Below are 18,611 nucleotides of genomic sequence, written 5' to 3' on the forward strand. Positions count from 1 at the left end.
CACTGATTAGTAGTTGAACGAATCGGGCTTTTACGGTCAAATCCTTTTTCAGCCCCATGCCAAGTGAAAACAAAGAGAGCAAACGCGAGCAGGTCACCTGTTGTTTTTCGTAGCAGTGACTTATATGTTGAACAATCAAAACAGATTTTTGTTTAAAAATTAACAAAACGATAGTTTTCTAATCTCATTAATTTCTGTACAATATTAGTATCCACTACATATGAGGTGAAAATAATGAAAGCACATGAAATTGAGTATAAATTATATGGCGATGATATGCAGTTTGTTGAAATTGAATTAGATCCAGAAGAAAGCGTAATTGCAGAAGCTGGAGCAATGATGATGATGGAAGACCATATTGAAATGGAAACAATCTTCGGTGACGGTGCTGGAAAGTCTAGCGGCCTATTCGGTAAATTAATGGGTGCCGGAAAACGACTCGTTACAGGTGAGAGTATGTTTATGACCGTATTTACAAATACAGGTCATGGCAAACGTCACGTATCATTTGCTGCACCTTACCCTGGAAAAATCGTTCCAGTTGATTTAACAGAATATCAAGGCAAAGTAGTTTGTCAAAAAGATGCATTCCTTTGCGCCGCAAAAGGTGTTTCTATCGGAATTGAATTCACGAAAAAAATTGGTAGCGGCTTCTTCGGCGGTGAAGGCTTCATTATGCAGAAGCTTGAAGGTGATGGCCTTGCTTTCATGCACGCAGGTGGCACAGTATACAAACGTGAGCTTAAGCCCGGTGAAAGACTCCGCATTGATACAGGGTGTCTCGTTGCAATGACAAGAGATGTTAACTACGACATTCAATTCGTAGGAAACGTAAAAACTGCGTTATTTGGCGGAGAGGGTTTATTCTTCGCTACATTAGAAGGACCAGGAACAGTTTGGATTCAATCCTTAACATTAAGCCGTTTAGCAGCGCGTCTTACAAGCCCTGCAGCTCAAAGTAGCGGGGAAGGTAGCGTTTTAGGTGGACTTGGTCGCCTTCTTGATGGAAAAGAATAAGGTCCAAATCGCTATGTCATAAGACGTAGCGATTTTTTTCACTTATCTTTTTCTCCTGTAGGACTGTACATACCATGTTGAATCATATAATACTCCATTGCCGCATTTAACCATTCCTCTTCTTCCTTTGTATATGGTGATGGAATCATATTTTCATACTCATCTTCCATATTTTCTAATCCATTCAAAGAGCATATCGTTTCTTCTCCCACATATGTAAGAGTTGCCTTCATATGTTGATCGACAAGCTTTTGTACTTCTGGATCATGGACTGGTTTTCCAAATAATCTCTTTACCTCCTTCGACAACTGAATAAATTCTTTATCCAATGCCACCATCTCTTCTTCAGATTTATCGTATAATCGATCAACGACTTCCTTATCCATATATTCCTCAAGCCATAGGCGTTGTTCACTTTCTTTTTGTATATTACAAATTAAACTCATTAAAATGTCACTATCTACTTGCCCTTCATCTTCTAATAAAGTAATTGTTCGATTAATTGCTTTCAAAGAAATTTCGATATGCTCCTTTTTCTCTTCAAAAGCTTGTTTCTGACTTTGTAATGTTTCTTTTAAACTTACATTAAAGCTAGACATATTTATCATTACAGATATTTCGTCTAGACTATATCCTAAAAATTTTAGACTTACTATTTTTTGCAACGTTAAGATGTCTTGCTTTTTATATATTCGACGTCCGGAACTAGGATGTTTTTCGGGTTTAAGTAATCCAATTTCATCGTAATAATGTAGCGTCCGTATTGATATGCCTGTTCTTTTCGAAAACTCTCCAATTGAATAGTTTTCACTTTTACTCATCTTAAATTCCCCCTACATTCTTTTTACCGATGTGGTTACTCAAATCATACTACCTCACGTAACTGAAGGTTCAAGTGTTAATTTGTAAAAAACATTCATTTTTCATTGCACTTTGTTTTCAAGCCACTCAAAGAATGATTCCCCATCCCCACTCATATATTGAACTATTACTTCTTCTTTAGGAGGGCTTCTCTGATGCGTGCTCCTTTATCCTTTGATAAAGATACTGCCATATTGCTAGCTTCTTGCTGCGAGTTAACATATGATCAATATAAACAAAATGGGATTTTTCAAATACCTGAAGGATTTCAATATGTACAAGGTTTTCAGGCTAAGGTTATGCAAACAACAGAGTGGTTTGGATTCATATTAGAATCTGAAGATACAGTCATCGTAGCGTTTCGAGGGACCCAATCCGATCCAGAGTGGGTCATTGATTCACTTGTGAACCAAAAACCTTATCCATACGCCTTAAATAGCGGAAACGTCCATAACGGCTTTCTCTCTGTTTATGAATCTTGCCGTGATACGATTATGGATATGCTCGTATCTTTACCATCACATAAAAAACTACTCGCCACAGGGCATAGCCTAGGCGGAGCACTTGCCACACTACACATATTAGATGCACGCGTTAATACTGCGTTTGCACAATACGGTCTCTATAACTTCGCCTCTCCAAAAGTCGGTGATATCATTTTTCGCAACTACTATAAAATGCAAGTAGCAAGCAGCTTTCGCTTCGTTAATTTATTCGATGTGGTCCCGCTTCTTCCACCGCGCAAAGTACATTTTAATGACCAAGACTGGGAGTATACACATGTTCATCACAACTTGACATTTACGAAAAATACAAAATCTATCGTCAACAACCACGCCATGACAACATACAAAACATGTCTGACTTCTCATTTTTGATACGGAAACATTTGGAAAAAATATACTATTATATTATAATAATCTATGTAATTACTTTTGGATGAGAGGACCTTACATGCTAAAATATTTCTTTGCAATTTTTCTCGTTATAATTTTTACGGTCACAGGTTTCTGTACATTCTCATACTTTGCTACAGAGGAATATGGTGGGACTGGTGTTTTGTATTCAGTAAATCCTCATATCTCAGTAGCAAACTAAGTAAAAATAGCTTGGAAAATTCCCAAGCTATTTTTACTTTACGAATTCCACTCATTCTTCTTTCATGTTTTTTCATCAATATTTTCCAATAAATAAAAGCCCCTCAAAATCTTCACAAGGGACTCTATCTTATTCCTATATATCCATTTTGATTTTCCAACATATAAGTCGCCTCTATCCATGGCCGGATGCTTTATCCTACCTAAAAAGAATGGGGGGTTATGTCGGTTTTTTAATTTGTATTTATATATATTCCATTCACGAAAGCTTAACCCTATCACCAATACCCCAAATCTCATTACTATACTGCAGAATCGTTCGATCACTAGCAAAGTGTCCTGATTGTGCAATATTGATGATAGACATTTCTAGCCACTTTCTTCGGTTTTCATATGCTCTTCCTACATCTTCTTGACGCTCTGCATATGGACTAAAATCACGAAGGACAAAGTACTCGTCATTTTGAATAACAAGAGAATCATAAATTGCTTCAAATTCGGCTCCAACATTTGTGAAAAAGCCATTTATTAACGGATCAACTACTTTTTTTATGTGCATATTATGGTGATAGTAATCATTTGCACGATATCCACCATTTTGATAATAATGAAGCACCTCTTCCGCTGTTAAACCAAAGATAAAACAGGCTTCATCTCCTACTTTTTCTCTTATTTCAATATTGGCCCCATCCAGCGTTCCGAGCGTAATTGCACCATTCATCATAAACTTCATATTCCCTGTTCCTGATGCCTCTTTACTTGCTGTAGAGATTTGCTCACTTACATCTGCTGCTGGGAAAATATATTCAGCTAAAGAAACTCGATAGTTTTCTAGAAAGATAACTTTCATATATTGACTCACATATGGATCTTGATTTACCTTTCTAGCAAGTTCATTTATTAATTTAATAATTTTTTTTGCATAATAATAGCCTGGCGATGCCTTCGCTCCAAAAATAAATGTACGCGGATAAAACGAAAAGCTTGCGTCTTCTTTTAAACGATTGTACAAATACAAAATATGTAAAACATTTAATAGTTGCCTTTTATAAGCGTGCAATCGTTTTACTTGTACATCAAAAATGGAACTCGGGTCAACGATAATCCCCATCTTGTTTTGAATTTGCTCTGCTAAAATATATTTACGCTCTTGCTTTACATCATGCAACTTGTCTTGAAAAGCAGTGTCATGTTGAAAGCTTTGCAGTGATTGCAACTGAATCGGTTGCTTCTTCCATTCCGTTCCAATTGCTTCTGAAATGAGATTTGCAAGCTGCGGGTTCGCCTTCATAAGCCAGCGCCGATGCGCGATTCCATTTGTCTTATTGTTAAATTTCTCCGGATAAAAATCATAAAACAATCGCATTTCACGTTGCTTTAAAATTTCTGTATGAATTTTTGCCACGCCATTTACACTATAGCTTCCGACAATTGCTAAATGTGCCATTTTGACAAGATCATGCGCGATAATTGCCATATCTTCACTCCGCTTCCAATCATACGGATATCGCTCCCATAGTTCATGACAAAAGCGTTCATTGATTTCTTCAATAATCATATAAATTCGTGGTAATAACGGTTTAAAAATATGGATTGGCCACTTCTCAAGTGCTTCTGATAATGTCGTATGATTCGTATAAGAAATTGTCTGAGTCGTAATATCCCATGCTTCTTCCCAAGCAAGCTTTTCTTCATCTAGTAAAATACGCATAAGTTCTGGAATTGCTAAAACGGGATGCGTATCGTTAATGTGAATCGCGATTTTCTCATATAAATTACGAAGCGTTCCATTTCGCTCTCTATGCATGCGAACAATGTTTTGTAAACTTGCTGATACAAGGAAATACTGCTGCTTTAAACGTAGTATTTTCCCTTCATCATGCGTATCATCCGGGTATAAAAATTCTGATACCACTTCTGTTTCACGTTTATATTTCAAAATATCTTTACAATTTTGTGGAAAAGGAACCGGCTCTGCATTCCAAAGGCGAAGTGTATTCACAGTATCTGTTTCATATCCAACAACCGGAACGTCATATGGAACTGCCATAATCACTTCCGCATTCGTATGACGAAATTCAAGGCGACCATTCATTTCTATCGGTTCTACATTTCCAAAGTAGCTCACTTCTACCGCTTGATCGTGTCGTCTTACTTCCCAAACATTTTCATGAAGGAGCCACTGTTCTGGTAATTCTACTTGATATCCATCCACAACTTTTTGATCAAACAAGCCATGCTTATAACGAATACCACATCCGTGCCCTGGAAGATTTAAAGATGCAAGTGAATCGAGAAAACAGGCTGCAAGGCGGCCAAGTCCTCCATTGCCAAGCCCTGCATCCGCTTCACTTTCTTCCAATTCCTTTAATGAAATTCCAAGCTCTGAAAGGCCTTGTTCACATACATCACGGATACCTAGATTTAGTAAGTTACTACCGAGCAAACGACCAAGTAAAAACTCAATAGACAAGTAATACATTTGCTTTTGATTCCCTGTCCGGTACCTTTCATTTGTTGCAATCCAATGCTGATTCATATACTCACGTACCATACGACCAAGTGTATTATACTGGTCACGACTGGTAGAATCTTTGAAACTTTTTCCATACATCGTTTCTAGTTTTTCTAAAAAGGCTACTTTAAAGCTTTCAACATGAGTAAACATTTTTTCACCACCTAAGAGTGTTTCAGCAAACTTTTATATAGTTCCTTATATTCAAGAGCTGACTTTTTCCAGCTATAATCCTCTGTCATCGCTTGTTTTACAAGCTGATTCCATACCGGTTGATTATGATAATACTTCAGTGCACGACGAACCGTATGTAACATGTCATGAGCGTTAAAATTTCTAAAGCTGAATCCATTTCCATTCTCTGTTTTCTCATTATAAGACTGAACTGTATCGTTCAATCCTCCCGTCTCTCTTACAATTGGGATCACACCATATGCCAGTGCAATGAGCTGTCCGAGTCCACATGGTTCAAATAATGATGGCATTAAAAATAAATCGCTCCCTGCATATACTTGATGCGCTAGCTCTTCATTAAACCCGATATACACTTTCACTTTTTCTGGATACTCATATGCCATCCATTCGAAAAACTGCTCATATTCAGAATCTCCTGATCCTAAAATGATACATTGTACATCGTCTTCCATCATTTCATGAAAGACAGTACGTACTAAATCAAGGCCTTTTTGCTTTGTTAATCGCGTTACCATCGAAATAATTGGCGTATCTTCTTTTTCTGGCAAACCAAAGTAGCGCTGTAATGCGCGTTTATTTTCTTGTTTTTCATACAATGATTTTGCATCATACTGCGCAGTAATATAAGGATCCGTTTTCGGATTATATACGCTCGTATCAATACCATTTACAATTCCGCTCAGCTTATCATTATATTTCCGTAACAAACCATCTAATTTTTCACCAAAAAATCCATATTGGATCTCTTCTTTATACGTCGGGCTAACCGCTGTAATGCGATCTGAAGCGATGATGCCGCCTTTCATAAAGCTAACGTTCCCATAAAATTCAAGCTGTTCACTATCAAAATATTCATCACCAAGTTCCAGTAAATCATGCATAACTTCACGAGGAAACACACCCTGGAACTGCAAATTATGAATCGTATAAACAGTTTTAATATGTTCATACAATGGATGATCCCCATACTTTTCACGCAGTAAAAAATTCGCCATCGCTGTATGCCAATCATGACTGTGAAGGATGTCCACTTCAAAATCTAGGTGCGGCATACACTCTAACACCGCCTTAGAAAAGAAAGAAAAACGTTCTCCATCATCATAATGTCCATAAAGAGAATCCCTTTTAAAATAATATTCATTGTCGATTAAATAATACGTAATCCCGCCTTGCTCCCCTTTTAAAATCCCGCAATATTGATTTCGCCAACCGAGCTGCACATTGATTACCTTATGAAGCGTACATGCTTCTCGCAAGTGCTTGGGAATAAGGCTGTAGTTTGGTAGGATAATACGGACGTTTACTCCTAATTTTTTCAATTCTTTTGGAAGTGCACCCGCCACATCTGCTAAGCCACCAGATTTAATAAACGGTACGCATTCTGATACTGCAAATAAAATATTCACGTGTTGTTCCACTGTCTGAAAAGCGTGTACACCATGATCCGCCCTTCTTACAGCTTCCTCCCTTCGGATTTTAAATTCATATCATGATGAGCCAGTGAATCCCTATTGGATAGAATTTCACTGGCTATATATATCCATTTTGATTTTTCGACATATAAGTCGCTGCTACGAAGAACAAAAGATGATTGCTACTTGTTTTGTTTTCTTTCTTTGTTTTCACTTGGTATGGGGCAGGAAAAGGCACTGACCGCCTCTATGCATAGGCGGATGCTCTCTTCCACCTTAAAAAGAATGTTTTTTATCAGTTTTCCAATTTGTACTTAACTTACATAGAGCTTTTAAGAATAACTAGTAATATTTTGACTTTGAACACTGCCCTTTTCCAAAACGTATGGATTATCAGGCGTTCCTGTTAAAACCACACCATCCTCAATTTTAACATCCTTATCAATAATAACGCCGTCTAATATACAGTTATCTCCAATTTGGCTCTTTTGCATAATGATGCTATTTCGAATAACCGAACCTTTCCCAACCTTAACAGAACGAAATACAACACTATTCTCAACTTTTCCTGCAATAACACTGCCGTTTGCAATCATTGTGTTTTGCACCTGTGCTCCTTTTATATAACGTGTTGGTGGTTCATCCTTTACTTTTGTAAAAATCGGAGCTTCTTTCGTAAACAACTGCTTCCAAATAGAAGGCTGCAAAATTTCTAAACTATGTTTATAATAATTTTCAATCGAATCGATTACTGCTACATACCCTGTATGCTCATATGTAGTAATGTACAGCGACTCTCCTCGTTTCTCTTTGACTACATCAAACAAACTATAGTGTTCCATGTCTTTATATGTTTCAAATAAATCTAATAATAACTGTTTCTTCAGCACATAAGTTTGCAGTGATACGCCTTCATGGCATACTTCTGTAACATCCGCGCCCGTATGTATATGTCTTTCTAATATCTTTTGAAAATTTAATGCTGTAACAAGATGACTATTTGTAATAACAACATACTCTTGTCTGCTGCGCAGAAAATAGTCAATATGTCTTCTAAAATGAGCGAAGGAACCAAACTCATCTTGATTACATTGGCAATTCGGAGGAAATAAAAATAAGCCGTCGCGTTTTCTATCTAAATCCCATTGTTTTCCTGATCCGAGATGATCCATCAAGGAACGATTTTTATGACTCGTAAAAATCGCTACACTATGAATATGGGAATTAACCATATTTGAAAGCATAAAATCAATGAGACGATAACGTCCTCCAAATGGTAGTGCTGCCAGTGAACGGTGCCCTGTTACTTTCTTTAAGGAAGAAAAACTCCCTGTTGCATTAATAATTCCTAACATTGATTCTCCCATTCATCTTATCCTCCTTCACTATTTCCCCTCAGCTATTAGTACGACATCATCGATATTTTTTTCTGGACGAATAATTGTCCCATCTTCAATGACCATACCCGATCCGACAATCGCTCTTTCAATGACAACATTTTTACCGATGCATGCATCTGGCATAATTACCGAATCGATTACCATACTCCCTTCTCCAACCGTCACTCCTTGGAATAAAACAGAGTGTTTTACATCTCCTTCAACAACGCATCCTTCATTAATTAATGATTCTTCTACCTTTGCGCCTTCAGCAATATACTGCGGCGGCTCATTTGGATTCACCGAATAAATGCGCCAGCTATGATCATTTAACTGTAAGGTCGATTCTTCTTGAAGCAAGTCCATATTTGCTTCCCATAAACTTTTTACAGTTCCAACATCTTTCCAATACCCTTCAAATGGGTAAGCAATGAGCTTTTTCTCCTCGTCTAATAAAAGCGGGATGACATCTTTTCCAAAATCATTACTAGATTCTGGATTTCTTGCATCCATCTCTAAATATTCTTTTAAAAGAGCCCAATTAAAGATATAAATTCCCATCGAAGCAAGATTGCTTTTTGGAAATTGTGGTTTTTCCTCAAATTCAACAATTTCCATATCCTCATTCGTATGCATAATGCCGAATCGACTTGCTTCATCCCAAGGTACTTCAATAACTGAAATCGAAACATCTGCTTCTTTTTCAATATGGTAATCTAACATTTTACTGTAATCCATTTTATAAATATGATCTCCTGACAAAATCAGAACATATTCCGGATCGTACTGATGCAAATAGTTTAAGTTTTGATAAATAGCACTCGCTGTTCCTGTATACCATTTCACTCCTGAAGATTCCGAGTACGGAGGCAATACGGTCACGCCGCCATTCACACGATCTAAATCCCAAGCATTACCGATTCCAATATAACTATGAAGCTCAAGCGGCTGATACTGCGTTAAAATTCCAACTGTTTCAATACCAGAGTTTGCACAATTACTTAATGTGAAATCAATAATTCGGTACTTACCGCCAAACGGAACAGCTGGCTTTGCTAAATTTTTTGTTAAAGCACTTAAACGACTACCCTTTCCTCCTGCTAGTAACATCGCTACGCACGTCTGCTTTTGAACCATCTTGTTTTTTGCTCCCCTTTCTCGTTTTCACTGGTCTTAAAATGGATACGCCAAATGGTGGAATTGTTATTTCTACATGAGCAGACTGATTATGATACGGCTCTAGAATTGTCTTTAGGCGCTTTTTATTTACCTGCCCTGAGCCGCCATATATTGCTGCGTCACTATTTAAAATCTCGTTATAATACTTGAACTCTGGTACACCTACTTTATAATTTTCATACACAATATTAGTAAAATTACATATCACAACAAAGATATCGTCTTCCTTATCCCCTTTACGAATAAACGAGAAAATACTTTGTTCTTTGTTATCGGCATCAATCCACTGAAATCCTTCCTGCGAATGATCCAATTGCCAAAGTGGTTTAGAGCGCTTATACAATGCTATGAGCTCTTTAAAGTAATCATGCATATAACGATGCATTTCAAAATCATGCAAATTCCAATCTAGACCCTCGAGATCTTTCCATTCGTCAAACTGACCAAATTCCCCACCCATAAAGAGTAATTTCTTTCCAGGATGCGTAAAGAAATACCCGTATAATAAACGCAGTTGTGCAAACTTTTCCCAGTAGTCTCCTGGCATTTTATTTAACAATGATTTTTTTCCGTGAACGACTTCATCGTGAGAGAGCGGTAATATAAAGTTTTCGGAGTAAGCATATAGCAAAGAAAATGTCATTTTCTCATGAATATATTTCCGATATTCCGGTGCACACTCCATGTATTTTAGAACATCATTCATCCAGCCCATATTCCACTTATAATTAAACCCTAGTCCGCCTTCATACACTGGCGCAGTCACAAGTGGCCAAGCTGTCGAATCTTCTGCGGTCATCAAAAATTCTTCGTCCTCTGCAAATACTGCCTCATTTAACTCACGCAAGAAGGAAACGGCGTATTCATTACTTTGCTGCTTCCCTTCTTTTTCCCAGTACAACATATTCGCAACCGCATCGACACGAAAGCCGTCAATATGGTAATACTTCATCCAAAACAGTGCATTTGAAATTAAAAAATTACGCACTTCCTGTTTTCCTAAATCAAAATTTACTGTGCCCCAAACGTGATTTTCCTGTACATCCAAATCTTTATATTCATAGGTCGGCGCTCCATCAAATAAATACAACCCATGAGCATCTTTACAAAAATGACCCGGCACCCAATCTAAAATGACACCGATTCCATATTTATGACATTCATCGACAAAATACATGAAATCATGCGGTGTACCAAACCGGCTTGTCACCGCATAATATCCGGTTCCCTGATATCCCCAGGAACGGTCATATGGATGTTCCACAAGCGGCATAATTTCAATGTGGGTAAATTGATGTTCCACCACATAAGGAATGAGCTCCTCTGCCATCTCTCGATATGAGTACAGAGAGCCATCTTCTTTCTTTTTCCATGAACCAAAATGCAACTCATAAATTGCCATTGCTTCCTTATAAATTAATTTTCGTTTCTTCTTTCGAAACCAATTTTTATCATTCCATTTATATCCCTTTATATCAAAAATAACAGATGCCGTATTTGGTCTTACTTCTGCATATGTTGCATAGGGATCTGCTTTTAAAATTGTTTCACCATCTGGAGTTTCAATCGCATACTTATATATTTCATTTTCCCCCAAATGTGGTATAAACAATGACCAAATACCCTCTTCTGCCATTTTTCGCATCTTATGCCCTTCAATATCCCACTCATTAAAATCGCCAACTACACTCAGAGCTTTCGCATGAGGAGCCCATACTGTAAATCGTACGCCTTGTATTTCATCTTCCGTTACAAGATGCGCGCCAAATATGTTATAGCTCTCATAACACTGCTTTGTATGAAATTCATACACATTCTCTTCTATACAATTTGTTACACCCAATATGTTCACCTCGCTAAGATGACAGAATTTTTATTACTTTGTAAATATTCGATAGGAAACTGAAATATCCTTGTGTATTTTTAAATAAATATACGTTTTTCCGCGGAAATTAAAGGTAACACTTTAATTTTTCGTCAAATTTATCGAATTTTGACGAATATTCATTGAAAGCGTTTTATTTTTTGTTCGTCCTTTTTTATTTTCCACAAAAATATACAATAGTAAGAAGGTCTCTATTTTTCTAGTTTCTTCCCTTCTTTATTATCTTGAAACAAATGTTTTCTCATAAAGTGAAACTTTAATCAGCTCTCACCAATTGGGTTTTTACGGGCAGTTTATCTCCCACCTAACTTCTTTGTTTCCATTGAATTTTGAGGTGAGATTATTACTGCCCACGAATAACGGAGTAAAACATTTACTGGAAATCATACTTTCTAACTATCCCCTCACTTAAATACTATATTTTATCTAATTGTTAGTAAGGCGATATATATTTTACTCTAAACATGGGGGCTTATTATAGCATAGCGCTTCTCCTATTTTAACAACCCTGAAACATCAAAATAACGCATTACAAGCTGGTATAATATATTTATCTAATCCTACTGTTACCGTCAATATGAAAGATTTAAAGCCAGGTAATTCGTTCAAGAAGAACTTCAAAACTGAAAACAAAGAAAAGTACCGACTCTCGGTACTTTTCTTATTTTTTCATTTCTTATTTACTTGTAAACCATAACTGTTTGTAACGGAGTAAAACTTATCTTTTCATAAATCTCTTGAGCAAAGTTTGTGGAAAATACATTAAGACGTACTTCCTCATATCCATTTCTTTTCAACTCTTCAATCCCAGCCTGAACTAGCTTTTTGGAAATCCCTTTACCCCGAAATTCAGATAAAACCAATTTCCCTTTCTGTAAAATAATCCGTATTTGTCCCTACTAATATCCATCCAGCTATTGAATCATTCTCTTTGTATACAAAATAATACGCCCCTTTTTCAATAAGACCTGTCATCATCTGTATCGCCTTTTCTCCGGAAATTGTTCCATGATTTTGAATACCTTCATTAGCAGATAATGCTGCATTAGATAGTATGTATGTTGTTTCTTCAGCATTAGCTCTTTCTATCATAACTTTATTCCCCTCATTTTTATTACGCTCTCATGAAATAATTCTTTATGAGCGCTATCCCCCCCATTTCATGGATTTAATTTCTATATAAAAAAATAAAAGCACTCTATACAAACTAGGGTGCTTTTCCTATAAATGATCCTTTTCCAGCAAAAGGGGGTGTATATTTGGGGATATACAGGGAAACTGGAAAAGGAATTTATATAAAGTTATATAAAAATTCAGAAGCCGGAAGCAATTTCCCGCTTCTGAATTATTTATCAATTATCCTTATAGTACTGGTGCCATTGTTTCTTTTAATACTTTTACAGAGTGAGTAAATTTCGCTTTTTCTTCTTCATTTAACTCAAGCTCCACGATTTCACGTACACCTTCGCGGTTAATGACAGCTGGAACACCTACATAAGCATCTTTCTCGCCGTATTGACCTTCAAGGTATGCAGATACAGTTAGTACACTGTTCTCGTTGTTTAAGATCGCTTTAGTTACACGAAGTAGTGACATACCAATTCCGTAGTAAGTTGCACCTTTACGCTCGATGATGTGGTAAGCAGCATCGCGTACATTTGCAAAGATTTTATCTAAATCATCTTGGTTATACTGTTCGTTGTTCGCTAAGATTGTTTCTAGCTTTTGTACACCTACAGTAGCGTGGCTCCATACTGGAAGTTCAGTGTCACCGTGCTCACCAATGATATATGCATGAACGTTCCGTGGATCTACATCTAAATAGTCACCTAACATGTAGCGGAAACGAGCAGAGTCTAAAGTTGTACCAGAACCGATTACGCGTTCTTTTGGTAATCCAGATTCTTTCCAAGTTACATAAGTTAAAATATCAACTGGGTTAGTTGCGATTAGCAAAATACCATCAAATCCGTTATCCATAATGCCGCGAACGATTTGCTTAAAGATTTTTGTATTTTTCTCAACTAAATCTAAACGAGTTTCACCTGGCTTTTGTGGTAATCCAGCAGTGATAACAACTAAATCTGCATCTTTGCAATCTGCATAACTACCGCTCCAAACTTTTGTTGGTGATGGAGAGAATGGTACCGCATGGCTTAAGTCCATTGCTTCCCCTTCCGCTTTAGCCTCATTTACATCCACAAGTACAAATTCTTCAGCTACACCTTGGTTAATCATTGAGTAAGCATAACTACAACCTACTGCACCTGTTCCTACTAATACTACACGATTGATACCTTTTTTCATGGTAAATTCCCCTCTCTATTGTTCACATTTATTTTTTTTATTATTGTTTAAGTAATTAATTAAAATACTAATTTAATGTTGTTTAACTTCTTTACATTCATATTGTAGCACGATTCATTGTGAATATATTCACAAATTATGACCTATTTGTGAACTTTCTCACAGACAGTAGAAAGTTATGATATTAGGTGTGGAATCGATTTTAATGGAAGCCTTTTCTTTAGATTGTGAAAAGCTTATTTCCTTATATTTTATCGTTTACCTATTAAAGATTAGATCATACATAATTTGCAAAAGCTCTATATCCTTCCCATTACAATTTCTTTATACTCAAAAACGAAAAAGCTATCCTTTCAGCAGTATTTCCAGAAAGAATAACTTATTTTTTCGTTTTTGGAACCATCCTTTTTCTTAGTTTGTTGACAGTATGAGGGTGCCTCTACAAACTATTAGTAACATCTCCACCTTATCTTTTTTCCGGCATTAAACGGGTAGATACCCCAATTCGATTCCATGCATTAATAGTAACAATCTGCATAACGATTTCAGCAATTTGTTCTTCTTCAAAGAAATTTCTTACCTCTTCATATACCTCATCAGGAACGTGCGTTTCCGCTACTAGTGTAATTGCCTCTGTCAAAGCAAGCACAGCACGTTCTTCCTGCGTAAAAAATGGTGTCTCACGCCAAGCATTAAGAGCATAAATACGTTGCTCTGTTTCCCCTAGTTTTCGTGCATCTTTCGTATGAATATCAATGCAATACGCACATCCATTGATTTGAGAAGCACGGATTTTAATTAGCTCTTTCAATATTTCATCGATACTTGTAGTCATCAAGTATTTTTCTAAACCTACCATTGCCTTATAACCTTCCGGATTTACCTTTCCCATTAAAAATCTTGTTTCCATCTTATATTCCCTCCATAAAATTAGTTTGTACTTTGGTACCAGGATATTTAATAAGGTCTTTCATGAATTATTTCAAATTACTATCTGCCGTAAAATATTTTCATTCATGACAGAAGCTCTAATAGAAAACATACAAGCATCCCTTTTATATCCTGTCACTTATAAGACAAATTAGCTTTTCAATTTGTGACAAAATAAAAAAGAGATCTAAAAAAAAGATCTCTTTTTCAATTACATGCTATAGAACTGGAATATGCTTTAGTTTATCAGGATTGACTACAATGTAAATTCTTCTAATGGATTCTCCGCTTTCATCCCACTCAAAGCATATGGCCTTCTCTGCACGGCCCTTATTCCTTGCTAAAATACCAAATTGACCATTTATGATAGTTGGGAGAAGCTCCAATTGGAAGAATCCTCGTGAAACAATAGACTCCAAAAATATCTGGATACGCTGTTTGCCCATAATCGGAAATATAGCAGCACGTACTTTACCGCCTCCGTCAGTGACAAGTGTTGCATCTACTGTCAGTAAATTAATAAATCCCTCAAAATTTCCTGTTTCTGAGCCTTTGATAAAGGTATGTATCATCTTTTCTGTATGATCCAATTGTTGCGGATGTACGGGTACTTCATGCCTTATCTTCTCTTTACAACGACTAAAAATCTTTCGGCAATTTGCCTCTGATTTGTTTAAAAGCTCCGCTATTTCACGATACTCGTACTTAAACACTTCTCTTAAAACAAATATAGCTCTTTCAACAGGTGTTAACTTCTCTAACAGTACAAGAAATGCATAGGATACTCTTTCGGTTTGCAGTAGTGTTTCCATTGGATTTAATTTCTCCGTATCTATCTCTGGCTCAGGAAGCCATTCTCCTGTATACATTTCTCTCTGTTTCCGCGCAGACTGTAGTACATTCAAACAATGGTTTGTTGTCACCTTAATTAAATATGCTTTCATATTTCTAATTTGTTCTTGCTCCATATGCTGACTTTTAATGAGTATATCCTGTGCAACATCCTCTGCATCACTAACAGAGCCAAGCAGGCGGTATGCAACAGAGTAAACTAAGGGTTGATACGTTCGATACAAAGTTTCAAAATCCATACTATCACTCCATTCTATAGCGTGTTCCAATATAAAAATATATGATTTGTTATAATTCTTTCTGTTACAAAAGGAACGATTCTTCATTTTATACAAACTCTTATATATTGCTGACATGATAATATTGGTTAATTTTTATTCATTGGTATAGATAACAATGCTTTATAGATTGTATCTTGAACAATATCTTCCGCTTCCACTGCATTTACACCGATTTTAAGAAGATATCTATAAATATTCTTAGACGTTTGTATAATTATTTCTTCAACTTTTTCATATGCCATTGCTCTCTCCTTTCTATTAGTTAGACGCCTCAAAAAGAAAAAAGTATACAAAAATTATCAATTTTAATAAAAAAAGCAGACTTTGATAAGTCTGCTTTTTCTTGAAGAAAATATCATTATAAACAAAAAGAGATAGCACATTATGCTATCTCTTTAAGTATGACCCGTACGGGATTCGAACCCGTGTTACCGCCGTGAAAGGGCGGTGTCTTAACCACTTGACCAACGGGCCAGTTTCTGGCAGAGAAGAAGGGATTCGAACCCTCGCACCGCGTTAGCGATCTACTCCCTTAGCAGGGGAGCCCCTTGAGCCACTTGGGTACTTCTCTATATAATATGGCTCCGCAGGTAGGACTCGAACCTACGACCGATCGGTTAACAGCCGATAGCTCTACCACTGAGCTACTGCGGAATAATGGTGGGCCTAAATGGACTCGAACCATCGACCTCACGCTTATCAGGCGTGCGCTCTAACCAGCTGAGCTATAGGCCCCCAATGGAAAAAGCGGGTGAAGAGAATCGAACTCTCGACCAGAGCTTGGAAGGCTCTTGTTTTACCACTAAACTACACCCGCATGAAACTAAAATGGTGAGCCATGAAGGACTCGAACCTTCGACCCTCTGATTAAAAGTCAGATGCTCTACCAACTGAGCTAATGGCTCATTTTGAAAGTGGTGCCGGCTAGAGGACTTGAACCCCCAACCTACTGATTACAAGTCAGTTGCTCTACCAATTGAGCTAAGCCGGCTTGCTATTTCAAAATGGTGGCTCGGGACGGAATCGAACCGCCGACACGAGGATTTTCAGTCCTCTGCTCTACCGACTGAGCTACCGAGCCTTTATGTAAAATGGCGGTCCCGACCGGGGTCGAACCGGCGATCTCCTGCGTGACAGGCAGGCATGTTAACCACTACACCACGGGACCATTGGTTGCGGGGACAGGATTTGAACCTGCGACCTTCGGGTTATGAGCCCGACGAGCTACCAGACTGCTCCACCCCGCGACGATACAATATTCTTTTAAAAAAATGGAGGAGGTAGAGGGATTCGAACCCCCGCGCGACTCTCGCCGCCTGTCGGTTTTCAAGACCGATCCCTTCAGCCAGACTTGGGTATACCTCCAGGGAATTTACTTTAAATGGTGGACCTTGTAGGACTCGAACCTACGACCGGACGGTTATGAGCCGTCTGCTCTAACCAGCTGAGCTAAAGGTCCCTTATGGTAGCGGCGGAGGGGATCGAACCCCCGACCTCACGGGTATGAACCGTACGCTCTAGCCAGCTGAGCTACACCGCCATAATAAAGTTATAAGTGGAGCCTAGCGGGATCGAACCGCTGACCTCCTGCGTGCAAGGCAGGCGCTCTCCCAGCTGAGCTAAGGCCCCATGTTTTAAAAATATCGGGAAGACAGGATTTGAACCTGCGACCCCCTGGTCCCAAACCAGGTGCTCTACCAAGCTGAGCCACTTCCCGTTAATAAAAGCGCGCCCGAGAGGACTCGAACCCCTAACCTTTTGATCCGTAGTCAAACGCTCTATCCAATTGAGCTACGGGCGCATATGGTGCCGAGGGCGGGGGTCGAACCCGCACGGTGGTCACCCACCGCAGGATTTTAAGTCCTGTGCGTCTGCCTGTTCCGCCACCCCGGCATGTCATATTGAAAATTGGAGCGGAAGACGGGATTCGAACCCGCGACCCCAACCTTGGCAAGGTTGTATTCTACCACTGAACTACTTCCGCAAGACATGTATGAGATATTTTATTAAAAGTGCGGGTGAAGGGAGTCGAACCCCCACGCCAAAGGCGCCAGATCCTAAGTCTGGTGCGTCTGCCAATTCCGCCACACCCGCATAATATAATTTTTAAAGAAAAAATGGGGCGACTGATGGGAATCGAACCCACGAATGCCGGAGCCACAATCCGGTGCGTTAACCACTTCGCCACAACCGCCATAGTTGCTGGTGCCGGCTAGAGGACTTGAACCCCCAACCTACTGATTACAAGTCAGTTGCTCTACCAATTGAGCTAAGCCGGCAATATATGGTGGAGGATGACGGGATCGAACCGCCGACCCCCTGCTTGTAAGGCAGGTGCTCTCCCAGCTGAGCTAATCCTCCATTTGCCTGGCAACGTCCTACTCTCACAGGGGCAATGCCCCAACTACCATCGGCGCTAGAGAGCTTAACTTCCGTGTTCGGTATGGGAACGGGTGTGACCTCTCTGCCATCATTACCAGACTTATTTCATTTGAGACAATCATTATTATACTTGATTCATTTAAAATGTCAACAAGTTTTTTTACGTTCTCTCAAAACTAGATAACATTTGCTTCATATTATATGGTTAAGTCCTCGATCTATTAGTATTCGTCAGCTCCACATGTCACCATGCTTCCACCTCGAACCTATCAACCTGATCATCTTTCAGGGATCTTACTAGCTTACGCTATGGGAAATC

At 38.3% G+C, this 18,611-nt stretch carries 12 protein-coding genes, 22 tRNA genes, 2 rRNA genes and 2 pseudogenes; 3 read left to right on the forward strand and 35 right to left on the reverse strand.

Annotated features, from left to right (window positions below; genetic code table 11):
- Nucleotides 1–234 precede the first annotated feature (234 nt).
- Nucleotides 235–1,017, forward strand: a complete 783-nt coding sequence (locus ORL93_RS15595) for a TIGR00266 family protein (RefSeq protein ID WP_003208823.1) — start codon at nt 235–237, stop codon at nt 1,015–1,017.
- A 38-nt stretch (nt 1,018–1,055) separates the two neighbouring features.
- On the opposite strand, the gene ORL93_RS15600 is transcribed toward ORL93_RS15595, so the two are convergent.
- A complete protein-coding gene (locus ORL93_RS15600) occupies nt 1,056–1,838 on the reverse strand; it encodes a MerR family transcriptional regulator (protein WP_265959187.1) in 783 nt (260 codons plus the stop codon).
- Nucleotides 1,839–2,033: 195 nt separating this feature from the next.
- Here ORL93_RS15600 and ORL93_RS15605 point away from each other — a divergent pair, with 195 nt between their 5' ends.
- Entirely contained in the window at nt 2,034–2,756 is a 723-nt protein-coding gene (locus ORL93_RS15605) for a lipase family protein (protein WP_097795686.1), read from the forward strand.
- A 478-nt stretch (nt 2,757–3,234) separates the two neighbouring features.
- On the opposite strand, the gene ORL93_RS15610 is transcribed toward ORL93_RS15605, so the two are convergent.
- The 5 genes from ORL93_RS15610 to glgB form a co-directional block, all read right to left on the reverse strand.
- On the reverse strand, nt 3,235–5,643 hold the full coding sequence (locus tag ORL93_RS15610) for a glycogen/starch/alpha-glucan phosphorylase (RefSeq protein ID WP_265959188.1): 2,409 nt from the start codon (nt 5,641–5,643) through the stop codon (nt 3,235–3,237).
- 11 nt (nt 5,644–5,654) lie between these two features.
- Entirely contained in the window at nt 5,655–7,091 is a 1,437-nt protein-coding gene (gene glgA, locus ORL93_RS15615; protein WP_265959194.1) for a glycogen synthase GlgA, read from the reverse strand.
- Nucleotides 7,092–7,429: 338 nt separating this feature from the next.
- The gene (locus tag ORL93_RS15620; RefSeq protein ID WP_006096307.1) at nt 7,430–8,464 is read right to left on the reverse strand and encodes a GlgC family sugar phosphate nucleotidyltransferase; all 1,035 of its coding nucleotides are present in this window, start codon (nt 8,462–8,464) and stop codon (nt 7,430–7,432) included.
- Between the two features lie 18 nt (nt 8,465–8,482).
- The gene (locus tag ORL93_RS15625) at nt 8,483–9,613 is read right to left on the reverse strand and encodes a glucose-1-phosphate adenylyltransferase (protein ID WP_265959189.1); all 1,131 of its coding nucleotides are present in this window, start codon (nt 9,611–9,613) and stop codon (nt 8,483–8,485) included.
- Nucleotides 9,561–11,498: a 1,4-alpha-glucan branching protein GlgB gene (gene glgB / locus ORL93_RS15630; protein ID WP_098806401.1), complete on the reverse strand. Its 1,938-nt coding sequence runs from the start codon at nt 11,496–11,498 to the stop codon at nt 9,561–9,563. The genes ORL93_RS15625 and glgB overlap by 53 nt, the downstream gene beginning before the upstream one ends.
- 550 nt (nt 11,499–12,048) lie before the next feature.
- On the opposite strand from glgB, the gene ORL93_RS15635 reads away from it, so the two are divergent.
- Nucleotides 12,049–12,237: a CalY family protein gene (locus ORL93_RS15635; RefSeq protein WP_224796217.1), complete on the forward strand. Its 189-nt coding sequence runs from the start codon at nt 12,049–12,051 to the stop codon at nt 12,235–12,237.
- On the opposite strand, the pseudogene ORL93_RS31285 reads toward ORL93_RS15635, so the two are convergent.
- From ORL93_RS31285 to ORL93_RS15785, 29 genes and pseudogenes are all read right to left on the reverse strand, one after another.
- Nucleotides 12,221–12,632: pseudogene (locus ORL93_RS31285) on the reverse strand (GNAT family N-acetyltransferase). The gene ORL93_RS15635 and the pseudogene ORL93_RS31285 sit on opposite strands and share 17 nt — an antisense overlap.
- A 270-nt stretch (nt 12,633–12,902) precedes the next feature.
- Nucleotides 12,903–13,847, reverse strand: coding sequence for an L-lactate dehydrogenase (locus ORL93_RS15650; RefSeq protein WP_265959190.1), 945 nt, complete (start codon nt 13,845–13,847; stop codon nt 12,903–12,905).
- A 466-nt stretch (nt 13,848–14,313) separates the two neighbouring features.
- Entirely contained in the window at nt 14,314–14,757 is a 444-nt protein-coding gene (locus tag ORL93_RS15655; RefSeq protein WP_006096300.1) for a carboxymuconolactone decarboxylase family protein, read from the reverse strand.
- Between the two features lie 238 nt (nt 14,758–14,995).
- The gene (locus ORL93_RS15660; RefSeq protein WP_265959191.1) at nt 14,996–15,868 is read right to left on the reverse strand and encodes an RNA polymerase sigma-70 factor; all 873 of its coding nucleotides are present in this window, start codon (nt 15,866–15,868) and stop codon (nt 14,996–14,998) included.
- Nucleotides 15,869–16,020: 152 nt separating this feature from the next.
- Nucleotides 16,021–16,152, reverse strand: a pseudogene (locus tag ORL93_RS15665) (RNA polymerase subunit sigma-70); the annotation flags it as partial.
- A gap of 160 nt (nt 16,153–16,312) precedes the next feature.
- Nucleotides 16,313–16,384, reverse strand: a tRNA-Glu gene (locus tag ORL93_RS15670).
- Between the two features lie 6 nt (nt 16,385–16,390).
- Nucleotides 16,391–16,481 (reverse strand) — tRNA-Ser (locus ORL93_RS15675).
- Nucleotides 16,482–16,489: 8 nt separating this feature from the next.
- Nucleotides 16,490–16,564, reverse strand: a tRNA-Asn gene (locus ORL93_RS15680).
- Between the two features lie 4 nt (nt 16,565–16,568).
- Nucleotides 16,569–16,645 (reverse strand) — tRNA-Ile (locus tag ORL93_RS15685).
- 11 nt (nt 16,646–16,656) lie between these two features.
- Nucleotides 16,657–16,727: transfer RNA gene (locus ORL93_RS15690), tRNA-Gly, on the reverse strand.
- Nucleotides 16,728–16,739: 12 nt separating this feature from the next.
- Nucleotides 16,740–16,815 (reverse strand) — tRNA-Lys (locus tag ORL93_RS15695).
- Nucleotides 16,816–16,825: 10 nt separating this feature from the next.
- Nucleotides 16,826–16,901 (reverse strand) — tRNA-Thr (locus ORL93_RS15700).
- Nucleotides 16,902–16,915: 14 nt separating this feature from the next.
- Nucleotides 16,916–16,991: transfer RNA gene (locus ORL93_RS15705), tRNA-Phe, on the reverse strand.
- 11 nt (nt 16,992–17,002) lie between these two features.
- Nucleotides 17,003–17,078, reverse strand: a tRNA-Asp gene (locus ORL93_RS15710).
- A 2-nt stretch (nt 17,079–17,080) separates the two neighbouring features.
- Nucleotides 17,081–17,157: transfer RNA gene (locus tag ORL93_RS15715), tRNA-Met, on the reverse strand.
- A 25-nt stretch (nt 17,158–17,182) separates the two neighbouring features.
- Nucleotides 17,183–17,275, reverse strand: a tRNA-Ser gene (locus tag ORL93_RS15720).
- Nucleotides 17,276–17,292: 17 nt separating this feature from the next.
- Nucleotides 17,293–17,369 (reverse strand) — tRNA-Ile (locus tag ORL93_RS15725).
- 4 nt (nt 17,370–17,373) lie between these two features.
- Nucleotides 17,374–17,450: transfer RNA gene (locus tag ORL93_RS15730), tRNA-Met, on the reverse strand.
- Nucleotides 17,451–17,466: 16 nt separating this feature from the next.
- Nucleotides 17,467–17,539: transfer RNA gene (locus tag ORL93_RS15735), tRNA-Ala, on the reverse strand.
- A gap of 14 nt (nt 17,540–17,553) precedes the next feature.
- Nucleotides 17,554–17,627, reverse strand: a tRNA-Pro gene (locus ORL93_RS15740).
- Nucleotides 17,628–17,637: 10 nt separating this feature from the next.
- Nucleotides 17,638–17,711: transfer RNA gene (locus ORL93_RS15745), tRNA-Arg, on the reverse strand.
- A 3-nt stretch (nt 17,712–17,714) separates the two neighbouring features.
- Nucleotides 17,715–17,803: transfer RNA gene (locus ORL93_RS15750), tRNA-Leu, on the reverse strand.
- A gap of 16 nt (nt 17,804–17,819) precedes the next feature.
- A tRNA-Gly gene (locus ORL93_RS15755) sits at nt 17,820–17,894 on the reverse strand.
- Nucleotides 17,895–17,923: 29 nt separating this feature from the next.
- A tRNA-Leu gene (locus tag ORL93_RS15760) sits at nt 17,924–18,004 on the reverse strand.
- A 24-nt stretch (nt 18,005–18,028) separates the two neighbouring features.
- A tRNA-His gene (locus ORL93_RS15765) sits at nt 18,029–18,104 on the reverse strand.
- Nucleotides 18,105–18,113: 9 nt separating this feature from the next.
- Nucleotides 18,114–18,189, reverse strand: a tRNA-Thr gene (locus tag ORL93_RS15770).
- 6 nt (nt 18,190–18,195) lie between these two features.
- A tRNA-Val gene (locus tag ORL93_RS15775) sits at nt 18,196–18,271 on the reverse strand.
- 4 nt (nt 18,272–18,275) lie between these two features.
- Nucleotides 18,276–18,391: ribosomal RNA gene (gene rrf / locus ORL93_RS15780) — 5S ribosomal RNA — on the reverse strand.
- 102 nt (nt 18,392–18,493) lie between these two features.
- Nucleotides 18,494–18,611: ribosomal RNA gene (locus ORL93_RS15785) — 23S ribosomal RNA — on the reverse strand; the annotation flags it as partial.

The organism is Bacillus sp. DHT2 (assembly GCF_026241455.1).
GTDB lineage: Bacteria > Bacillota > Bacilli > Bacillales > Bacillaceae_G > Bacillus_A > Bacillus_A pseudomycoides.

Coding starts and splice junctions, on each gene's coding strand:
- ORL93_RS15620 (WP_006096307.1), bottom strand. CDS start 8,464: ATGGGAGAATCAATGTTAGGAATTATTAATGCAACAGGGAGTTTTTCT.
- ORL93_RS15655 (WP_006096300.1), bottom strand. CDS start 14,757: ATGGAAACAAGATTTTTAATGGGAAAGGTAAATCCGGAAGGTTATAAG.
- ORL93_RS15625 (WP_265959189.1), bottom strand. CDS start 9,613: ATGGTTCAAAAGCAGACGTGCGTAGCGATGTTACTAGCAGGAGGAAAG.
- ORL93_RS15650 (WP_265959190.1), bottom strand. CDS start 13,847: ATGAAAAAAGGTATCAATCGTGTAGTATTAGTAGGAACAGGTGCAGTA.
- ORL93_RS15600 (WP_265959187.1), bottom strand. CDS start 1,838: ATGAGTAAAAGTGAAAACTATTCAATTGGAGAGTTTTCGAAAAGAACA.
- ORL93_RS15660 (WP_265959191.1), bottom strand. CDS start 15,868: ATGGATTTTGAAACTTTGTATCGAACGTATCAACCCTTAGTTTACTCT.
- ORL93_RS15610 (WP_265959188.1), bottom strand. CDS start 5,643: ATGTTTACTCATGTTGAAAGCTTTAAAGTAGCCTTTTTAGAAAAACTA.
- ORL93_RS15595 (WP_003208823.1), top strand. CDS start 235: ATGAAAGCACATGAAATTGAGTATAAATTATATGGCGATGATATGCAG.
- ORL93_RS15605 (WP_097795686.1), top strand. CDS start 2,034: ATGCGTGCTCCTTTATCCTTTGATAAAGATACTGCCATATTGCTAGCT.